This is a genomic window from Ancylobacter sp., from assembly GCF_965249975.1.
In the GTDB taxonomy this organism is placed as follows: Bacteria; Pseudomonadota; Alphaproteobacteria; order Rhizobiales; family Xanthobacteraceae; genus Ancylobacter.
In genome coordinates this window covers 1,005,470-1,022,946 of record NZ_CBDFNE010000018.1, presented here as the reverse complement: position 1 = coordinate 1,022,946, position 17,477 = coordinate 1,005,470, and the positions used below count along the sequence as shown (strand labels likewise).

General features: G+C 68.1%; 20 protein-coding genes. 8 read left to right on the top strand and 12 right to left on the bottom strand.

The features are described 5' to 3' along the window. Positions 1 to 25: 25 nt before the first annotated feature. A complete protein-coding gene (locus ACP2AH_RS17640) occupies positions 26 to 202 on the top strand; it encodes a DUF3096 domain-containing protein (RefSeq protein WP_425106981.1) in 177 nt (58 codons plus the stop codon). Positions 203 to 276: 74 nt separating this feature from the next. Here ACP2AH_RS17640 and ACP2AH_RS17635 read toward each other — a convergent pair whose 3' ends face one another. After that, entirely contained in the window at positions 277 to 675 is a 399-nt protein-coding gene (locus tag ACP2AH_RS17635) for a DoxX family protein (protein WP_425106980.1), read from the bottom strand. Between the two features lie 291 nt (positions 676 to 966). Between ACP2AH_RS17635 and ppdK the strand changes: the two genes are divergently transcribed. The 4 genes from ppdK (at position 967) to dapE (ending at position 6,752) form a co-directional block, all read left to right on the top strand. Continuing rightward, positions 967 to 3,645: a pyruvate, phosphate dikinase gene (gene ppdK, locus ACP2AH_RS17630; protein ID WP_425106979.1), complete on the top strand. Its 2,679-nt coding sequence runs from the start codon at positions 967 to 969 to the stop codon at positions 3,643 to 3,645. A 110-nt stretch (positions 3,646 to 3,755) separates the two neighbouring features. Next, the gene (locus ACP2AH_RS17625; RefSeq protein ID WP_425106978.1) at positions 3,756 to 4,487 is read left to right on the top strand and encodes a pyrimidine 5'-nucleotidase; all 732 of its coding nucleotides are present in this window, start codon (positions 3,756 to 3,758) and stop codon (positions 4,485 to 4,487) included. A 65-nt stretch (positions 4,488 to 4,552) separates the two neighbouring features. Continuing rightward, positions 4,553 to 5,395 carry a 2,3,4,5-tetrahydropyridine-2,6-dicarboxylate N-succinyltransferase gene (gene dapD, locus ACP2AH_RS17620; protein WP_244379819.1) on the top strand — a complete coding sequence of 281 codons (843 nt, stop codon included), beginning with the start codon at positions 4,553 to 4,555 and terminating at the stop codon, positions 5,393 to 5,395. Between the two features lie 148 nt (positions 5,396 to 5,543). After that, on the top strand, positions 5,544 to 6,752 hold the full coding sequence (gene dapE, locus ACP2AH_RS17615; protein ID WP_425106977.1) for a succinyl-diaminopimelate desuccinylase: 1,209 nt from the start codon (positions 5,544 to 5,546) through the stop codon (positions 6,750 to 6,752). A 31-nt stretch (positions 6,753 to 6,783) separates the two neighbouring features. Here dapE and ACP2AH_RS17610 read toward each other — a convergent pair whose 3' ends face one another. Further along, complete coding sequence (locus ACP2AH_RS17610) at positions 6,784 to 7,092, bottom strand: hypothetical protein (RefSeq protein WP_425106976.1); 309 nt, start codon at positions 7,090 to 7,092, stop codon at positions 6,784 to 6,786. 129 nt (positions 7,093 to 7,221) lie between these two features. On the opposite strand from ACP2AH_RS17610, the gene ACP2AH_RS17605 reads away from it, so the two are divergent. From ACP2AH_RS17605 to ACP2AH_RS17595, 3 genes are all read left to right on the top strand, one after another. Then, entirely contained in the window at positions 7,222 to 7,665 is a 444-nt protein-coding gene (locus tag ACP2AH_RS17605) for an NUDIX hydrolase (protein WP_425106975.1), read from the top strand. 49 nt (positions 7,666 to 7,714) lie between these two features. Continuing rightward, a complete protein-coding gene (locus tag ACP2AH_RS17600; RefSeq protein WP_425106974.1) occupies positions 7,715 to 8,116 on the top strand; it encodes a TIGR02301 family protein in 402 nt (133 codons plus the stop codon). Positions 8,117 to 8,280: 164 nt separating this feature from the next. After that, positions 8,281 to 8,553 carry a hypothetical protein gene (locus ACP2AH_RS17595; protein ID WP_244379814.1) on the top strand — a complete coding sequence of 91 codons (273 nt, stop codon included), beginning with the start codon at positions 8,281 to 8,283 and terminating at the stop codon, positions 8,551 to 8,553. A gap of 12 nt (positions 8,554 to 8,565) precedes the next feature. Here ACP2AH_RS17595 and ACP2AH_RS17590 read toward each other — a convergent pair whose 3' ends face one another. The 10 genes from ACP2AH_RS17590 to ACP2AH_RS17545 form a co-directional block, all read right to left on the bottom strand. Beyond that, the gene (locus tag ACP2AH_RS17590) at positions 8,566 to 9,024 is read right to left on the bottom strand and encodes a GNAT family N-acetyltransferase (protein ID WP_425106973.1); all 459 of its coding nucleotides are present in this window, start codon (positions 9,022 to 9,024) and stop codon (positions 8,566 to 8,568) included. A gap of 110 nt (positions 9,025 to 9,134) precedes the next feature. Then, on the bottom strand, positions 9,135 to 9,377 hold the full coding sequence (gene rpsU / locus ACP2AH_RS17585) for a 30S ribosomal protein S21 (RefSeq protein WP_018388665.1): 243 nt from the start codon (positions 9,375 to 9,377) through the stop codon (positions 9,135 to 9,137). A 188-nt stretch (positions 9,378 to 9,565) separates the two neighbouring features. Next, positions 9,566 to 10,186 (bottom strand): DUF1330 domain-containing protein, encoded by a 621-nt coding sequence (locus ACP2AH_RS17580; RefSeq protein ID WP_425106972.1) that lies wholly within the window; start codon positions 10,184 to 10,186, stop codon positions 9,566 to 9,568. Between the two features lie 23 nt (positions 10,187 to 10,209). Continuing rightward, the gene (gene pyrF, locus ACP2AH_RS17575) at positions 10,210 to 10,920 is read right to left on the bottom strand and encodes an orotidine-5'-phosphate decarboxylase (protein ID WP_425106971.1); all 711 of its coding nucleotides are present in this window, start codon (positions 10,918 to 10,920) and stop codon (positions 10,210 to 10,212) included. 49 nt (positions 10,921 to 10,969) lie between these two features. Further along, positions 10,970 to 11,554, bottom strand: coding sequence for an NADPH-dependent FMN reductase (locus tag ACP2AH_RS17570; RefSeq protein WP_425106970.1), 585 nt, complete (start codon positions 11,552 to 11,554; stop codon positions 10,970 to 10,972). A gap of 33 nt (positions 11,555 to 11,587) precedes the next feature. Continuing rightward, positions 11,588 to 12,223, bottom strand: coding sequence for a class I SAM-dependent methyltransferase (locus ACP2AH_RS17565; protein WP_425106969.1), 636 nt, complete (start codon positions 12,221 to 12,223; stop codon positions 11,588 to 11,590). Between the two features lie 141 nt (positions 12,224 to 12,364). Continuing rightward, positions 12,365 to 13,513, bottom strand: a complete 1,149-nt coding sequence (gene dnaJ, locus ACP2AH_RS17560; RefSeq protein ID WP_425106968.1) for a molecular chaperone DnaJ — start codon at positions 13,511 to 13,513, stop codon at positions 12,365 to 12,367. A 211-nt stretch (positions 13,514 to 13,724) separates the two neighbouring features. Next, positions 13,725 to 15,620, bottom strand: a complete 1,896-nt coding sequence (gene dnaK, locus ACP2AH_RS17555; protein ID WP_425106967.1) for a molecular chaperone DnaK — start codon at positions 15,618 to 15,620, stop codon at positions 13,725 to 13,727. A 231-nt stretch (positions 15,621 to 15,851) separates the two neighbouring features. Then, on the bottom strand, positions 15,852 to 16,793 hold the full coding sequence (locus ACP2AH_RS17550) for a sugar phosphate isomerase/epimerase family protein (RefSeq protein ID WP_425106966.1): 942 nt from the start codon (positions 16,791 to 16,793) through the stop codon (positions 15,852 to 15,854). Between the two features lie 157 nt (positions 16,794 to 16,950). Next, positions 16,951 to 17,349 (bottom strand): VOC family protein, encoded by a 399-nt coding sequence (locus tag ACP2AH_RS17545; protein ID WP_425106965.1) that lies wholly within the window; start codon positions 17,347 to 17,349, stop codon positions 16,951 to 16,953. Between the last annotated feature and the right edge of the window lie 128 nt (positions 17,350 to 17,477).

Genomic DNA, 17,477 nt, shown 5'->3' with positions numbered 1-17,477 from the left:
TCGCTACCACCCAGCGGAGTGTCCAATGGCCATCAATATCGTCGCCATCCAGCCGATCGTCGCGCTCATCGCCGGCATCCTCATCCTCGTGATGCCGCGGCTGCTCAACTTCATCGTCGCGATCTATCTGATCTTCATCGGCATTGTCGGCCTGCTCGGCACGGGCGGATTCGACAATATCGGCCAGCGCCTCGGCCTGTGAGCCCCAGCCTGTTGAACCTCAGCCTGTTAACGCGTGAGGCCCTGCCCGGAACGCCGGGCAGGGCTGACGGGCGTTCAGCCCCGCTCGCCGCCGCGCAGCGCGTCGACGCTCCACGGGCCAGGGCCGGCGAAGGTGAGATAGAAGAACACGAAGCTGTACAGCGCCGCCAGTTCGCCGCCATTGAGGATCGGGAAGAAGCTCTGCGGCGCGTGGACGAGGAAATAGGCCACCGCCGTCATGCCCGAGAGGATGAAGGCGACCGGGCGCGAGAACAGCCCGATGAGCAGCAGCGCGCCGCCGACCAGCTCGATGATGCCGGCAATGCCGGGCAGCGCGGTGAGGCTGATGCCGCTCATCTGCGTGGCGGGAAAGCCGAGCACCTTGGTGGTGCCGTGTTGGAGCAGCAGCAGCGCCGCGGCGATGCGCAGCAGGCTGAGAATGTGCGGGGCCAGTCGCGTCAAAGTCGTATTCATGGAAGTCGCCCTCGGGGCTTGGGGTTGCCGGCGGGCGGAGCGTGCCTGAACTGCGGGCAGGCGGCAATCGCCCGCGCGCGAGACCTTTGGCGCATGGCACAAAGTTCATGACGCAACTGCGAATGATGGATTGAAGGGAAGACCTCAAGACGCTAGACCATTTGTGGGAAAAGGCGCGGGACCTTTTGCGGGGCCGGTCTCAACCCGTTGGCGTTGCGTATATTTCAGCCAGGGCTGAATTTCCATCACGGCGTCGGGGACTTTGCGGCCCCACCCAACAGGGCATCCGAAATGACGAAATGGGTCTACACCTTCGGCGACGGGACGGCAGAGGGTGCGGCGGAGATGCGCAACCTGCTCGGCGGCAAGGGCGCGAATCTCGCGGAAATGTCGAATCTCGGCCTGCCGGTGCCTCCCGGCTTCACCATCTCGACCGAGGTGTGCACCTATTACTACGCCAACGGCAACGTCTATCCCGACAGCCTGAAGGGCGATGTCGACGCTGCGCTGGCCCATGTCGGGCAGCTTGCCGGCCGCACCTTCGGCGATCCCGCCAACCCGCTGCTCGTCTCCGTGCGCTCGGGCGCGCGTGCCTCCATGCCCGGCATGATGGACACGGTGCTCAATCTCGGGCTGAACGACGTGACCGTCGAGGCGCTGGCCGCCTCCTCCGGCGATGCGCGCTTCGCCTATGACAGCTATCGCCGCTTCATCCAGATGTACTCGAACGTGGTGCTGGACTTCCCGCATCATCATTTCGAGGAGGTGCTGGACGGCTTCAAGGGCGACCATGGCTACAGCCTCGACACCGATCTGTCGGCTGAGAACTGGAAGGAAATCGTCGCCCGCTACAAGGCGCTGGTGGCGCATGAGCTGGGCAAGCCCTTCCCGCAGGACCCGCACGACCAGCTCTGGGGCGCCATCGGCGCCGTGTTCGGCTCGTGGATGAACCAGCGCGCCATTGTCTATCGCCGCCTGCACCAGATCCCGGAGAGCTGGGGCACGGCGGTGAACGTGCAGGCCATGGTGTTCGGCAATATGGGCGAGACCTCCGCCACCGGCGTCGCCTTCACCCGCAACCCCTCCACCGGCGAGAACGCGCTCTATGGCGAGTTCCTCATCAACGCCCAGGGCGAGGATGTGGTGGCCGGCATCCGCACGCCGCAGAACATCACCGAAGTGGCGCGCATCGGCGCCGGTTCCGACAAGCCCTCCATGGAGAAGGCGCTGCCGGAGGTCTATACCGAGTTCGTCCGCATCGCCGGGGTGCTCGAAGGCCATTACCGCGACATGCAGGACCTCGAATTCACCGTCGAGCGCGGCAAGCTGTGGATGCTGCAGACCCGCTCCGGCAAGCGCACCGCCAAGGCCTCGCTGCGCATCGCGGTGGAACTCGCCAATGACGGCGTCATCACCCGCGAGGAGGCGATCGGCCGGGTCGATCCCGCCGCGCTCGACCAGCTGCTGCACCCGATGCTCGACCCCAAGGCCGACAAGAAGGTCATCGGCTCGGGCCTGCCGGCCTCGCCCGGCGCCGCTTCGGGCGAGATCGTGTTCTCGGCCGACGAGGCGGAACTGCTGAAGACTCAAGGCCGCAAGGTCATTCTGGTGCGCATCGAAACCTCGCCGGAAGACATTCACGGCATGCACGCGGCGCAGGGCATTCTCACCACGCGCGGCGGCATGACCTCGCACGCCGCCGTGGTGGCGCGCGGCATGGGCAAGCCCTGCGTCTGCGGCGCCGGCACCATCCGTGTCGACTACGCCGCCGGCACCCTCACCTCGGGCGGGGTGACGCTGAAGAAGGGCGACATCCTCACCATTGACGGCGCCACCGGCCAGGTGATCGCCGGCGCGGTGCCGACGCTGCAGCCGGAACTCTCCGGCGAGTTCGCCACGCTGATGGGCTGGGCCGACGGCGTGCGCCGGCTGAAGGTGCGGGCCAACGCGGAAACGCCGCTGGACGCCCGCACCGCGAAGAATTTCGGCGCCGAGGGCATCGGCCTCTCGCGCACCGAGCACATGTTCTTCGAGGGCGACCGCATCCGCTCCGTGCGCGAGATGATCCTTGCCGATGACGAAAAGGGCCGCCGCGCCGCGCTGGCCAAGCTGCTCGCCGCCCAGCGCTCGGACTTCCAGGAACTGTTCGAGATCATGGACGGGCTGCCGGTCACCATCCGCCTGCTCGACCCGCCGCTGCACGAATTCCTGCCCCACACCGAGGCGGACATCGCCGAGGTGGCGCAGGGGCTCGGGGTGAGCGCGGCCAAGCTCGCCGCGCGCAAGCGGGAGTTCGACGAGTTCAACCCGATGCTCGGCTTCCGCGGCTGCCGCCTCGCCATCGCCTTCCCGGAAATCGCCGAGATGCAGGCGCGCGCCATCTTCGAGGCGGCGGTGGCGGCGCAGAAGACGACGGGCAAGCCGGTGGTGCCGGAAATCATGGTGCCGCTCATCACCGGCAAGCGCGAGTTCGATCTCGTCAAGCACGACATCGACACGGTGGCCAAGCGCGTGGAAGCGGAGACCGGGGTAACGCTGGAGTATCAGGTCGGCACGATGATCGAGCTGCCCCGCGCGGCGCTGAAGGCGGGCGAGATCGCGGAGACGGCGGAGTTCTTCTCCTACGGCACCAACGACCTCACCCAGACCACCTATGGCATCTCGCGCGACGATGCCGGCACGTTCTTGGGCACCTATATCGCCAAGGGCATTTTCGAGGTGGATCCCTTCGTGTCCATCGACACCGAGGGCGTGGGCGAGCTGGTGAAGATCGCCACCGAGCGCGGCCGCGCGGTGCGCCCGAAGCTCAAGCTCGGCATCTGCGGCGAGCATGGCGGCGACCCCGCCTCGGTCGCCTTCTGCGAGGAAGTGGGTCTCGACTATGTGTCCTGCTCGCCCTTCCGCGTGCCGATCGCTCGCCTCGCCGCCGCCCAGGCGGCGTTGAAGACCAAGGCCGCCAGCCAGGCGTGACATGATCGGGGCGGCGCCTGCCGCCCCGCTTCTCCCCAGCGGGGGTGTTCATTTTCCCACGCTGCCGGCACGGGCATGACGGCCGGGACCGTTTCGGCTAGAACAGCCGCATGTCCGCTTCCCTGTCTTCCCATTCCGCGCTCACTGCCGCCCCTGTCGACTTCTCCCATGTCGACACCTGGGTGTTCGATCTCGACAACACGCTCTATCCGCCCGGGCTCGACCTGTGGCGGCAGATCGACATGAAGATGCGCGCCTATATCGCGAACTTCCTCGGCCTGACGCTGGACGAGGCCTTCGCGCTGCAGAAGGGCTATTACCGGAAATACGGCACCTCGCTGCGCGGTCTGATGATCGAGCACGCGATGGACCCGGACGCCTTCCTCGCCCATGTCCACGCCATTGATCTGACCAGTCTGGAGGCCGCCCCCGCACTCGGGGAGGCGCTCGGCGCACTGCCGGGGCGCAAGCTGGTCTACACCAATGGCTCGCGCGGCCATGCCGAGCAGATTCTGGCCAAGCTCGGCATTTCCGAGCATTTCGCCGATGTGCACGACATCGTCTCCTCGGAGTTCCACCCCAAGCCGCACGAGATCGCCTATCGCGGCTTCCTCGCCCGCTTCGACGTCGACCCCCGCCGCGCCGCCATGTTCGAGGACCTCGCGCGCAATCTCGAAGTGCCGGCGCAGCTCGGCATGCGCACCGTGCTGGTGGTGCCGCCGGGCCTCGCGGTGAACCCCGCCGACCGCGAGGCATGGGAACATGAGGGCCGCGACGGCGATCATATCGACGTGGTGACCGACGACCTGACCGCGTTCCTGAACGGCCTGCGGAGCGCCTGAGGCGACTCGGCCGTTGACAGAAGCGCCGCGCGACCGGACAAGACCCGCGAACAGCGGAGAATGACATGTCGAGCCAGCTTCAGAGCATCATCGAAACCGCCTTCGACAACCGGGCGGAGGTCAATTTCGAGACCGGCGGCGAGATCCGCCACGCGGTGAACGAGGCGCTGGCGCTGCTCGATGCCGGTAAGGCGCGCGTGGCCGAGCCGGGCGCCGACGGCAACTGGACCGTCAATCAGTGGCTCAAGAAGGCGGTTCTGCTCTCCTTCCGCCTCAACGACATGACCGCCATTCCCGGCGCCCCCGGCGGCGCGCATTGGTGGGACAAGGTGCCCTCCAAGTTCGAGGGCTGGGGCGAGGGCGAGTTCCGCGCCGCGGGCTTCCGCGCCGTGCCGGGCGCCATCGTCCGCCGCTCGGCCTTCATCGCCCCGAATGTGGTGCTGATGCCGTCCTTCGTGAATCTCGGTGCCCGCGTCGATTCCGGCTCCATGGTCGACACCTGGGCGACCGTCGGTTCCTGCGCGCAGATCGGCAAGAATGTGCATCTCTCCGGCGGCGTCGGCATTGGCGGCGTGCTGGAGCCGCTGCAGGCCGGCCCGGTCATCATCGAGGATGACTGCTTCATCGGCGCCCGTTCGGAAGTGGTCGAGGGCGTCATCGTCCGCCGCGGCTCGGTGCTCTCCATGGGCGTGTTCATCTCCGCCACCACCAAGATCGTCGACCGTGCCACCGGCGAGATCTTCGTCGGCGAGGTGCCGGCCTATTCCGTCGTGGTGCCCGGCGCGCTGCCCGGTAAGCCGCTCCCCAATGGCCAGCCCGGCCCCTCGCTCTATTGCGCGGTTATCGTCAAGCGCGTAGACGAGCAGACCCGCTCCAAGACCTCGATCAACGACCTGCTGCGCGACTGAGCGCCGGTTCCTCGCGCTCCCGCTTGACCGTCATCCCGGCCGAAGCGTAGCGAAGAGCCGGGATCGCGCGCGGCGGCCGGGGCATGCCGTCGGTGCGCGATCCCGGATCGGCCTGTGGCCGTCCGGGATGACGATGAGAGGAACCTGCATGACCGCCACCGCACCCTCCCAGCCGCCCGCCGACCCGGTCGACATCCTGCGCACGCTGATCCGCTGCCCTTCGGTGACCCCGGCGGAAGGCGGGGCGCTGGCCTATCTCGACGCGCTGCTCTCCAATGCGGGCTTTGCCACCCACCGGGTGACGCTGACCAGCCCGGGCACGCCGGATGTGGAGAATCTCTACGCCCGCTTCGGCACGCGCGGCCCCAATCTCTGCTTTGCCGGCCATACCGATGTGGTGCCGCCCGGCGATGCGGCGCAGTGGCGCTTTCCGCCTTTCGAGGGCGCGATCCATGAGGGCGTCATCTATGGGCGCGGCGCCGTCGACATGAAGGGAGGCGTGGCCGCCTTCATCGCCGCCGGGCTCGATTTTGCCGGCGCCCATGGCCATGACCCCAACCATGCGGAGCTGCCGGGCTCGCTCTCCTTCCTCATCACCGGCGACGAGGAAGGCCCGGCGATCAACGGCACAGAGAAGCTGCTGCGTTGGCTGGCCGACCGCGACGAGCGCATCGACCATTGCGTGCTCGGCGAGCCGACCTCGCGGGTGGAACTCGGCGACATGGTGAAGATCGGCCGGCGCGGTTCGCTCTCGGCCACGCTCACCGTGCTGGGCAAGCAGGGCCATGTCGGTTACCCCGCTCTCGCCGAGAACCCGATCCCCGGCATGGTGAAGCTGCTCGCCGCGCTGAAGGCCGAGCCGCTCGATGGCGGCAACGCGCATTTTCAGGCCTCGAACCTGGAAATCGTCTCGGTCGATGTCGGCAATCCCGCCTTCAACGTCATTCCCGCCGAGGCGCGCGCCCGCTTCAACATCCGCTTCAACGATTTGTGGACGCCGGAAACCCTGGCCGCCGAGATCGAGCGGCGGGTGCGGGCGGCGGCGGGCAACGAGGTGCGCTACGCCCTCGCCTTCGAGCCGCGCTCTTCCGACAGTTTCCTCACCTCGCCGGGCGAATTCGTCGATCTCGTCGTGGAGGCGATTGCGCGGACCACGGGAAGGCGGCCGGAACTCTCGACGACAGGCGGCACCTCGGATGCGCGCTTCATCAAGGATTTCTGCCCGGTGATCGAATTCGGGCTGGTCGGCACCTCGATGCATGCGGTGGACGAGGCGACGCCGGTCGAGGAGGTGGCGGCGCTCACGCGTGTCTTCGCGGAGGTGATCGCCCGCTATTTCACCGCGCGCGGACGCTGAGCGGCGGCGGCGTGCGCTTCGGCTGCGCCGCCTATTTGCTCTTGAGCCCCGGCGTCAGCGCGTCGACCCGGCCGCTGCTGTTGACATTGGTGTCATAGAAATCGGCCTGCACGCTACCGGTGATCTTCACGCAGGTGGAAGAGCCGGCCAGCCGGGTGAAGCCGGCGCCATAGGAGGCGCAGAGCGGGTCGCTCTTCGTGTCCGGCGCGGCGGGCTTATGACCGGGCGCGGTGGTCTGCGCGGCCGCCGGCAGGCTGGCGAGAAGCATCGCGCCGGCGAGCAGCAGGGCACCCGCGCCGAAATGTCCCGCATGCGCGCCGCGATCGGTCGTCCCGCTCATGATGTTCCCCGCTGCTTCCACGCTTTGCAGCTTCGGCTGCGATTGCGGCTCCTTTCGGGCGCGTGCCCTCGGGAAGGCGAGCAAAACCGGCTAGGATGAGCCGCGATTCCCCTGGCCGGAGGCCCGCTTATGACCGTTCCGATCCGTCCCGTACTCGCCGCCAGCGCCGCCGTCTTCCGCAAGGGGCGGGTGCTGCTGGCGCGGCGCGGCAACGCGCCGGCAAAGGGACTGTGGACGCTGCCCGGCGGACGGGTGGAGCCCGGCGAGACGCTGGCTGAGGCCGCCGCGCGCGAGGTGATGGAGGAGGTGGGCGTGAGCTGCGAGGTGCTCGGCGTCGCCGGCGCGCTCGATATCCTCCCGCGTGATGCGGCAGGCACGCTGACCGCCCATTTCGTCGTCGTCAGCCATGCCGCGCGCTGGGTGGCGGGCGAACCCTCTACCGGGCCGGAGGCGGCGGAAGTCGGCTGGTTCCTGCCGGCCGCCCTTCCCACGGAAACCACCGAAGGGCTGGCCGGCATCGTCGAGGCGGCTTTTCTGCTGGCGCAGGCGGACCATGTGCCGGAGGCGCAATAGCGGCGGCGGGGCTCTTGACGCCCGCGCGGCGGCGGCGCATCCCAACCTCATGCGACGCACCGCGCCCGGTTCTCTCCTGCTCGCCCTGCTGGCGTGCCTCGCCTTCGCCCCGCTGCCGGCGGCGGCGCAGGCGACGCAGGGCGGCGCGCCGCCCTATGAGGCGGACCTGCTGCATCTCGCGGAAATCCTCGGCGCGCTGCATTATCTGCGTCCGCTCTGCGGCGCGGCGGAAACCGCGCGCTGGCGCGACGAGATGCAGGGCCTGCTCGATGTGGAGGCGCCGTCGGGCGACCGGCGCGGCCAGCTCACCGCCGCTTTCAACAATGGCTATGAAAGCTATCGTCAGGTCTATCGGACCTGCACGCCCTCGGCGGAACTTGCCAGCCAGCGCTATCTCGAAACCGGCGCCAAGCTCGCCCGCGACGTGGCGACGCGCTACGGCAGCAACTGAGCCAGAACACCTCCACGGCCGTACGATTATGTCACAGCTGTCGCTTTTATGCCGCGGCAAATTAACCGTCCTTCAATTCTTGGGCGGACGTGCCGGCACGGCATGCTAAGGTTCGGGCGTTGCGTGCCCCGCGGGGCGGAAGACCGGCACGCGGAGGATTTGGTTTGTCTCAGCATCCTGAAACGCTCGACATCGACGACAAGGCCGACCAGGCCCATGAGGATGAGCGCCATGCCGCGCTCGCCTATCTCGATGAGGCGTGGAACGAAGCCGTCTATGACGGGCTGGACGAGGATTGTCTGGCGCAGGCGGCGCTGTTCACCGCCATTCGTTCCATGGTCGCTACCTATGGCGAGGAAGCCGCAGCCGGCTTCGCCGAGCGTCTGGCCGAGCGCATCCGCGCCGGGGAGTACACGATCCCCTATAACCGCCAGTAGGCGGCGCGGCGTTCAGCGGCGCGACCGGGCGAAAATCTCCAGCCCGTCGACATCGGACTCCACCAGCGCCCAGCCCCGCGCCGCATAATAGGGCGCCAGCGCCGGTTCCGCCGCGAGATAGACGTGCGCATGGCCGGCGGCGAAGGCCGCTTCCGCTGCCCGCGTCATCAGCGCCGCACCGACGCCCTGCCGGCGAGCCTCCGGCTCCACCCACAGCGCCGCCACCCAGGGCGCGAGCTCGGGGCGTTCCTCGACATCGCAGGCGATCAGCGCGACGCAGCCGAGAAAGCGGTCGCCGTCATGGGCGACGAAGGTGGAAGGCACCGGGTCCGTGGCGAAGCTCTCGTCCAGCCGGGCGCGCAGCTCGGTGAGCGTCACGCCCTTGTCCTCCCACCAGGCGCGCCAGACCCGATCGGCGACGACGGGCGCGAAGGCCGGAACCGCGCGCAGGTCCGAGAGGGTGGTCGGCACAGGGGTACTCAAAACGCGGACACTCCAACGCAAAAAGCGCGGCGACAGCCGTCACCGCGCTCGGGATGCGCTCAAAACGGGCGCCCCGCGAGGGGACGCGCCGCGTCGTCTCAGCGCGGGCCGCCGGGAACGACCTTGGGCTTGGAGGGCAGCAGGCCTTCGCGCTGGGCGCGCTTGCGGGCCAGCTTGCGCGCGCGGCGGACGGCCTCAGCCTCCTCGCGGGCGCGCTTCTCGGACGGCTTCTCGTAGTGCCCGCGCAGCTTCATCTCGCGGAAAATGCCCTCGCGCTGCATCTTCTTCTTCAGCGCCTTCAGGGCCTGGTCGACGTTGTTGTCCCGAACGAGAACCTGCACGTGTCTTCCTCTTTCGTGCTTCGCGTGTCGCGCATCGTTGAATTCTGGCGATTGACGCGGGTGTTCCGGAGCTCCGGGACGACGGGCAGCCAATCAGGGTGAGGGCACATAGCAGGACTCACCCGCCTTGTCCACCGGTGCGCGGCGCGGGGCGCGACAAAGCCGCGTGAGGTACTGAAACGGCTTCGTCAGACCCCGGCGATGGCGATCACTTCCGCCACTGCCGCCTTGCTGCGGAAGGCGAGGGCGGCCTGATATTCCGGCGAGTGATAGCAGGCGAGCGCGGTTGGCAGGTCCTTGAAAGCGACCAGAACATTGCGCGAGCGCGCGGTGCCGTGCACCCCTTCATGCCGGCCGCCGCGCACGACGAACCAGCCCTCATATTTGGCGATGGCGACCGCGTCGGCAGCGACATAGGATTTGTAGGTCTCCATGTCGTGCACGTCGATGCGCATCACCCAATAGCCGATGCCGGGCCCGTCCGCCGGGCCTTCGATCGTGCCGGACGCCGGCTGGTCACCCGTATAGCCCTCGATGATGAGGTGATCGCCGTCCGAGGAGGCGACGCGGCTGACATAAGCGGCCTGGTATTCCGGCGAATGGAAGCAGGCGAGCGCGGTGTCGTAATCTTTGAACTCCACCACGACATTGCGCGAGAGAGCGGTGCCTTCCAGGGCTTCGGGCGTGCCGCCGCGCACCAGGAAGCGCCCGCCAAAAGCGGCGATCGCCGGCTCCGCGCCCTGCAGATAGGGCTTGTAGCCCTCCGTATCGTGCACATTGAGGCGGCTGATCCAGTAGCCCTTGGCCATGGGGTCGGTCCTTTTGCGTCGGTTCAGGAAAGCGCGCGGGCGATCTCGGCCTGCACCGCGCGGGCAGCGGCGGCGGGATCGGGCGAGGCGACGATGGGGCGCCCGACCACGAGATGATCGGCCCCGGCGCGGATGGCGGCAAAGGGCGTGGCGATGCGCTTCTGATCGCCGACATCGCTGCCGTCCGGGCGCACGCCGGGGGTGACGATGGCGCCCTTGGCCCCCAGCGCGTCGCGCACGGAAGCGGCGTCGGTCGGCGCGCAGACGATGCCGTCAATGCCGATCTCGCGCGCCTGCGCCACCCGGCGGGCGACCGTCTCCGCGACGCCGGCACCGTAGCCGGCCTCGCCGAGGTCGGCCTCGTCATAGGAGGTGAGCACGGTGACGGCGAGGATGCGCAACGGGCTGGCGCCCTTGCCTTCCATCGCCGCGCGCATGGTCTGGGGATAGGCATGCACGGTGGCGAAGCTGGCGCCGAGCGCCGCGAGGCTGGCGACCCCGCGCGCCACCGTGTTGCCGATATCGTGCAGCTTGAAGTCGATGAACACTTTGCGCCCGTCGGCGATCAATTCGCGCGCGAGGCCGAGCCCGCCAGCGAAGCCGAGCTCATAGCCGATCTTGTAGAAATTCACGCTGTCGCCGAGCCGGGAAATCACGCTTTCCGCCGCCCCGACCGAGGGCAGGTCGAGCGCGACGATGAGCCGGTCACGCGGATCGGGAACAGGGGCGTGCATGCAGACGGTCTCCGCGCTCGCGCCTTCCAAGCGGAAGACGCCGTCTCGTTCAGGCGCGCAGACCCGCCCGCAGCGCCGCCTGCTCGATAAGCGCTGTCATCACCGCGCGCAACCTTTCGCGCGCCTTCTCGTCGGTGAAGTCGCCGCGTGCGTCGAAGGCGTGGGAGGCGCCGGCCACCATCACCTGCTCGGCGAGCACGAGGCAGCCGAGGCCCAGCGCCAGCGTCTGGCGCAGCATCATGGAGGCGCGGTAGCCCCCGAGCCCGCCGGGGGAGGATGAGCCGATGGCATAGACCGGGCCCTTGAACGCGTCACCCTCGCCGCCGTGCACGCGGCTGGCCCAGTCGAGCGCGTTCTTCAGCAGCGGCGGCAGGCCGGCATTGTATTCCGGCGTGGCGATGAACACGCCATCGGCGCGGGCGAGCTGGTCGCGCAGCTGCTTGGCCGCCGGCGGCACGCCCTCAGTGGCTTCGAGATCGCCGTCATAGATCGGCATCGGGTAGTCGGCGAGCGAGAGCAGCACCGGCTCGCATTCCATCTGCGCCAGTTCCTTGGCCGCCAGCGCGGCGAGGCTGGCGGAGAAGGAGCCGGTGCGGATGGAGCCGGCGAAAGTGAGGATACGCGGCGGGCGCATGAAGAACCTCCCGTGGTGGCGGCGCTTCCGGCCTCACGCGCTGATGGCGGCGAGCTCCGGCGCGGCGGCCTCGTGCTTGGTGGAACGATACACCCAGACACGCGCCGGCGGCAGGTTGGCCCAGATGCGCTGGCTGACATGAGCGTCGAACCGCTCCGGCGCCAGCGGCACCGGCGAGACGACGGCATAGGTGAACTGGATGAAGGGCGCGTGGGGGGCGCAGAGGCCGAAGGCCTGGTCCAGCAGCCCGTGGCGCTCCGGCGCCGGGCGGGTGAACAACGGCAGACTGGAAACCACAGCCGCCGCCGGACGATCGAGCTTGCCGTCGAGCGTGCGGGCCATGTTGTAGGCGTCGCCCTGAATGACGGTGGCGGCGGGGAAGCGCAGCCGCAGCAGCTTGCAGAATTCCGGATTGTACTCGATCAGCACCAGCCGCTCCGGCGCCACGCCGCGCGCGATGAGCGCGGCCGTCACCGGGCCGGTGCCGGGCCCGAGTTCGATCACCGGGCCATCCTGCGCGGGGTCGACATAGTTCGCCATGGTGCGGGCCAGCGCCCGGCCCGAGGGCGACACCGCCCCGGTGCGGAGCGGATTCTGCAGCCAGGACTGGAGGAAGCGAACTTCGTCGGGGCGCTCTTTCGGCGAGGGGACGGCAGAACGATGGAGCATGCGACTTCGATTCCGGTAAGCCGTGGCGGGAAGGCGCGGCACGCAGGAGCGCGCGGGGCGACAGGAGACCGAGAGCGACACTAAAGGCCGCAAGCCCTCCTGTTAAGGCCCCGCGATGACGCGCCGATTACGTTTTGCGGCTTAATCGGCGTCGCCGGCAAAGAAATCCTTCACCTTGGCAAAGAAGCCGCTGGATTCGGGATGCGTGTCCTTTGAACATTCTGCATCGAATTCGGCCAGAAGTTCACGCTGACGTCGCGTCAGGTTCTGTGGCGTTTCGACGACGACCTGCACATACATGTCGCCGCGCGTGCGGCTACGAAGTACCGGCATGCCCTTGCCGGACAGGCGGAAGCGCTTGCCGGACTGGGTGCCCTCAGGGATTTTCACCTTGGTGGTTTCGCCGTCGATGGTCGGCACCTCGCAGGTGCCCCCCAGCGCGGCGCTGACCATGGAGATCGGCGCGCGGCAGAACAGATCCGCCCCGTCGCGCTGGAAGAAATCGTGCGGCGCGAGCGAGAGGAAGATGTAGAGGTCGCCCGGCGGGCCGCCGCGCACACCGGCCTCGCCCTCATTGCCGAGGCGGATGCGGGTGCCGTCTTCCACGCCGGCGGGGATCGCCACTTCCAGCGTGCGCTCCTTGGTGGTGCGGCCGGCGCCGGCGCAGGCCGGGCACGGATCCTCGATCACCTGGCCACGGCCCTGGCAGGTCGGGCAGGTGCGCTCAAGGGTGAAGAAGCCCTGCGCCTGGCGGATGCGGCCGGAGCCGGAGCAGGTGCGGCAGGTGGTGGGCTGGGTGCCGGGCTTGGCGCCGCTGCCCGAGCAGCTCTCGCAGGTGATGGAGGTCGGCAGGCGGATGGTGGCATCCTTGCCGGCGAACGCTTCCTCCAGCGTGATTTCCATGTTGTAGCGCAGGTCCGCGCCGCGCTCGCGCCCGCCGCGCCCACCGCCACCCCCGCCGCCGCGCCGGCCGCCGGACATGCCGAACAGATCGTCGAAAATATCGGAGAAGGTCGAGGCGAAGTCGGAGCCGAAGCCGGGGCCGCCCCCGCCACCCATGCCGTTCTCGAACGCCTGATGGCCGAAGCGGTCATAGGCGGCGCGCTTCTGCGGGTCTTTCAGAACGTCATAGGCCTCGCTGATCTCCTTGAAGCGCAGCTCGGCATCGCTGTTGCCCGGGTTCTTGTCCGGGTGCCATTTCATGGCGAGCTTGCGGTAGGAGCTTTTCAACTCCCCGTCGCTGCAGGTCCGGGTAACTTCGAGGAGTTCGTAATAGTCGCGTTTGGACATGGGTCGCTGTGCCGTCGCATCCTTGGCCGCCGCCGGCGCGTTCTGCGGCGGGCGGTTCGGGCCGCCATGCAGGAAGCTTGCCGGGAAAGGCCCGGGTGCTGCGCCTGCGTGAAGGGCTTAACGCCACCCGCGGCGGCGCGCCACCGGCGGCGCGGCCACGGAAAGAAATCCGCCCCCGGAACGAGGTCCGGGGGCGGCGCTCAGAGAGGGATCAGGCCGACTTCTTCTTGTCGTCGTCGACCTCGGTGAACTCGGCGTCCACCACATCGTCCTTCGGCGCCTCGGCGCTGCCGGCATCGCCCTGCTGCGAGGCGTACATGGCTTCGCCCAGCTTGAGGGAGGCCTGCGCCAGCGTGTTGGTCTTGGCGGCGATGGCCTCGCCGTCATTGCCTTCCATCGCCGATTTGAGATCGGCCAGCGCCGTCTCGATCGCCGCCTTCTCGGCCGCGCCGACCTTGTCGCCATATTCGGCCAGCGACTTCTCGGTCGAGTGGATCAGCGCCTCGGCGTGGTTCTTCGCCTCGACGGCAGCGCGCCGCTTCTTGTCTTCCTCGGCATGCGCCTCGGCGTCCTTCACCATCTTGTCGATGTCGGCGTCCGAGAGGCCGCCCGAGGCCTGGATGCGGATCTGCTGTTCCTTGCCGGTGCCCTTGTCCTTGGCCGAGACATTGACCAGGCCGTTGGCGTCGATGTCGAAGGCGACTTCCACCTGCGGCACGCCGCGCGGCGCCGGGGGAATGCCGACGAGGTCGAACTGGCCGAGCAGCTTGTTGTCGGCCGCCATTTCGCGCTCGCCCTGGAACACGCGGATGGTCACCGCGGTCTGGCCGTCCTCGGCGGTGGAGAACACCTGGCTCTTCTTGGTCGGGATGGTGGTGTTGCGGTCGATCAGGCGCGTGAACACGCCGCCCAGCGTCTCGATGCCGAGCGAGAGCGGGGTCACGTCGAGCAGCAGCACGTCCTTCACGTCGCCCGCGAGCACGCCCGCCTGGATCGCGGCGCCGATGGCGACCACTTCATCCGGGTTGACGCCCTTGTGGGGCTCCTTGCCGAAGAACTGCTTCACCATCTCCTGCACCTTGGGCATGCGGGTCATGCCGCCGACGAGCACGACCTCGTCGATCTGCCCGGCGGTGAGGCCGGCATCCTTGAGCGCCTTCTTGCAGGGCTCCATGGTGCGCTGGATCAGGTCGTCCACCAGCGCCTCGAACTTGGCGCGGGTGAGCTTCATGGTCAGATGCTTCGGGCCCGAGGCGTCCGCCGTGATGAAGGGCAGGTTTATCTCGGTCTGCGAGGCGCTCGACAGCTCGATCTTGGCCTTTTCGGCGGCTTCCTTCAGCCGCTGCAGGGCGAGCTTGTCGTTGCGCAGGTCGATGCCCTGCTCCTTCTTGAACTCGTCGGCGAGATAGGTGACGAGGCGCATGTCGAAGTCTTCGCCGCCCAGGAACGTGTCACCGTTCGTGGACTTCACCTCGAACACGCCGTCGCCGATCTCCAGCACCGACACGTCGAACGTGCCGCCGCCGAGGTCATAGACCGCGATCGTGCCGGCCGACTTCTTGTCGAGGCCATAGGCGAGCGCGGCGGCGGTGGGCTCGTTGATGATGCGCAGCACTTCAAGGCCGGCGATGCGGCCGGCGTCCTTGGTGGCCTGGCGCTGGGCGTCGTTGAAATAGGCCGGGACGGTGATGACCGCCTTGTCGACCTTGGCACCGAGATAGGCCTCGGCCGTCTCCTTCATCTTCTGCAGGGTGAAGGCGGAGATCTGTGAGGGCGAATACTTCTTGCCGTCCGCTTCCAGCCACGCATCGCCATTGTCGGCGCGCACGATTTGGTAGGGGACGAGCTTCTTGTCCTTCTCGACCATCGGGTCTTCGTAGCGGCGGCCGATGAGGCGCTTGACCGCGAAGAAGGTGCGCTCGGGGTTCGTCACCGCCTGGCGCTTGGCCGGCTGGCCGACGAGGCGTTCGCCATCCTCGGTAAAGGCGACGATGGACGGCGTGGTGCGCGCGCCTTCCGCGTTCTCGATCACCTTCGGGGTCGAGCCTTCCATGACCGCGACGCAGCTATTGGTCGTGCCGAGATCGATGCCGATGACTTTAGACATGTGTTTCTCCTTCCGGCAGGCCGGCCGGACCTTCTTGAAGCACCCGGGGAGGTACGGTCAGATGTGCCGCGCCCCCGGACCGGCCCCCAAACAATCGGGTACGACGCTATCCGCGCCGTTCCGGGCCGATATAGGGGGCGGCTGTTTCCGCCGCAAGAAGCAGCGTGCGCGGAAAAGATGCGCGCGGCGAAAGCCTCGCCCGGCAAAGGGATGGCGCGCGCCCGGGAGCGCTCACGCTGCCGACGTTACCGCCGCCTGAAAGCGCCCGGCCAGCGCCCGCAATACGGGCACCTGGTCGCTCAGTTCGCGCCAGTGGCGGGGGTTGAGTTCGAGGATGGCGACAGCGCCGGCGGGCGGGCGCACCATCTGCACCACCGCGTCCCAGTCGATGCCGCCCCAGCCGATCGGCAGGTGCAGGTCGCCCTCGCCGAAGGCCACCGCCTCGGCCGGGTCGTAGTACCACACATCGCCCGGCCGGCGTTCATTGGGGCGGCCGAAGGAATCGTGCAGGTGGAAATGCGCGATATGCGGCGCCAAAGCCGCCATCTCGGCGATGGGGTCGAGCCGCGCATCGGTGCAGCGAATATAGGCGTGGCTCACATCCAGCGTCGCCTTGACCGCGGGATGGTCGATCGCCGCCAACTCGCCGGCGAGCTTGGCCGGGGTCGCGGTCTCGCGCGCATGGATGAAGCGGAAGATGTTCTCCACGCACAGCGTCACCCCCTTCGCGGCCGCGAGGTCCCCGGCGCGGGCGAGGGCGTCGCGCTGGCGGGAATAGGCGACTTCCAGATCGTCGTCGGGGTCGCGCACAAAGCCGGAATGCATGACGAGATGCGGCGCGCCGATGGCGGCGGCGATCTCGATATGGGCGGCCAGCACCTGCTCATGGCGCGGCAGGCGCTCGGGCAGGTCCATCAGATTGACCGCGAGCGCGCCATGCACGCTGTAGCCAAGCCGCCGGCCCTCCAGCGCCCGGACGAGGTCTTTCAACCGGTTGTCGAGGATGCGCCCGTTCACCACCAGGTGCCAGGCGTAGACGGGAAGTTCCACGAGATCGACGCCCAGCGCTTCCGCCTCGTCGAGCCCGGCTCCCACATCGTCGAATTCGGGGCTCCCTTCACGAAGGGAGAAGCCGCAGGCGCGAATGGCGGGAACCGGGATGTGAAACTGCATCGTGGCGATCTTCCCCTTGGGGCAGGCGTGAACGAAATGGGCGGCGGCGAGGCGCCGGCCCGTTCATATTACGGCACATATATGGCACGTCCGTAACGGATCGACCGAATCATTTGAAGTTACGGTAGGTTAGTCAGCGCAGGCGTCTGGCGGCCTGTCACATTTTCGGTGTCATCCAGCCCGCCACCGCCCCTTGTGAATCGCAAACGATGGCGATGCGGCCGACCCCCGCCACGTCGAACGGAGGGCGCAGCACTCTGCCGCCGGCGGCAAGGGCGCGCTCGCAGCGCGCATCGACATCGTCGACCGCGATATAGGGCAGCCAGTGCTCGGGAATGCCGTCGAATTCCGGCCCTTCCAGCGGGAAGATGCCGCCGATCCGGGCCTCGCCCTGGCGGATGATCCAGTAGTCCGGCCCGCCCTCGATCGGCATGGGCTCGAACGTCCACCCCATGGTCGCCGCATAGAACGCCTTGGCGGCGGGAACGTCACGGCTGTTGAGTTCGTTCCAGATGAAGATGCCGTGCGGACGCGCGGTCTCCGCCGTCGTTTCCATGGTGCTTCTCCCTGCCCCGTTAACGCTTCGCACACCATAACCCGAAAAGCCCGGCCGGGTTCGTCGCCCGGCACAGCCGCACCCGCCTTGTTCACGCCGCGATGGCTTGCGATGAGCCGCGATCCCTT

What these genes read in the sequence shown, in the direction of transcription:
- ppdK (WP_425106979.1), top strand. Translation starts at nt 967, where the DNA reads ATGACGAAATGGGTCTACACCTTCGGCGACGGGACGGCAGAGGGTGCG.
- dnaJ (WP_425106968.1), bottom strand. Translation starts at nt 13,513, where the DNA reads ATGTCCAAACGCGACTATTACGAACTCCTCGAAGTTACCCGGACCTGC.
- dnaK (WP_425106967.1), bottom strand. Translation starts at nt 15,620, where the DNA reads ATGTCTAAAGTCATCGGCATCGATCTCGGCACGACCAATAGCTGCGTC.
- ACP2AH_RS17550 (WP_425106966.1), bottom strand. Translation starts at nt 16,793, where the DNA reads ATGCAGTTTCACATCCCGGTTCCCGCCATTCGCGCCTGCGGCTTCTCC.
- ACP2AH_RS17600 (WP_425106974.1), top strand. Translation starts at nt 7,715, where the DNA reads ATGCGACGCACCGCGCCCGGTTCTCTCCTGCTCGCCCTGCTGGCGTGC.
- ACP2AH_RS17545 (WP_425106965.1), bottom strand. Translation starts at nt 17,349, where the DNA reads ATGGAAACGACGGCGGAGACCGCGCGTCCGCACGGCATCTTCATCTGG.
- dapE (WP_425106977.1), top strand. Translation starts at nt 5,544, where the DNA reads ATGACCGCCACCGCACCCTCCCAGCCGCCCGCCGACCCGGTCGACATC.
- ACP2AH_RS17610 (WP_425106976.1), bottom strand. Translation starts at nt 7,092, where the DNA reads ATGAGCGGGACGACCGATCGCGGCGCGCATGCGGGACATTTCGGCGCG.
- pyrF (WP_425106971.1), bottom strand. Translation starts at nt 10,920, where the DNA reads ATGCACGCCCCTGTTCCCGATCCGCGTGACCGGCTCATCGTCGCGCTC.
- ACP2AH_RS17565 (WP_425106969.1), bottom strand. Translation starts at nt 12,223, where the DNA reads ATGCTCCATCGTTCTGCCGTCCCCTCGCCGAAAGAGCGCCCCGACGAA.
- dapD (WP_244379819.1), top strand. Translation starts at nt 4,553, where the DNA reads ATGTCGAGCCAGCTTCAGAGCATCATCGAAACCGCCTTCGACAACCGG.
- ACP2AH_RS17570 (WP_425106970.1), bottom strand. Translation starts at nt 11,554, where the DNA reads ATGCGCCCGCCGCGTATCCTCACTTTCGCCGGCTCCATCCGCACCGGC.
- ACP2AH_RS17635 (WP_425106980.1), bottom strand. Translation starts at nt 675, where the DNA reads ATGAATACGACTTTGACGCGACTGGCCCCGCACATTCTCAGCCTGCTG.
- ACP2AH_RS17625 (WP_425106978.1), top strand. Translation starts at nt 3,756, where the DNA reads ATGTCCGCTTCCCTGTCTTCCCATTCCGCGCTCACTGCCGCCCCTGTC.
- ACP2AH_RS17640 (WP_425106981.1), top strand. Translation starts at nt 26, where the DNA reads ATGGCCATCAATATCGTCGCCATCCAGCCGATCGTCGCGCTCATCGCC.
- ACP2AH_RS17580 (WP_425106972.1), bottom strand. Translation starts at nt 10,186, where the DNA reads ATGGCCAAGGGCTACTGGATCAGCCGCCTCAATGTGCACGATACGGAG.
- ACP2AH_RS17605 (WP_425106975.1), top strand. Translation starts at nt 7,222, where the DNA reads ATGACCGTTCCGATCCGTCCCGTACTCGCCGCCAGCGCCGCCGTCTTC.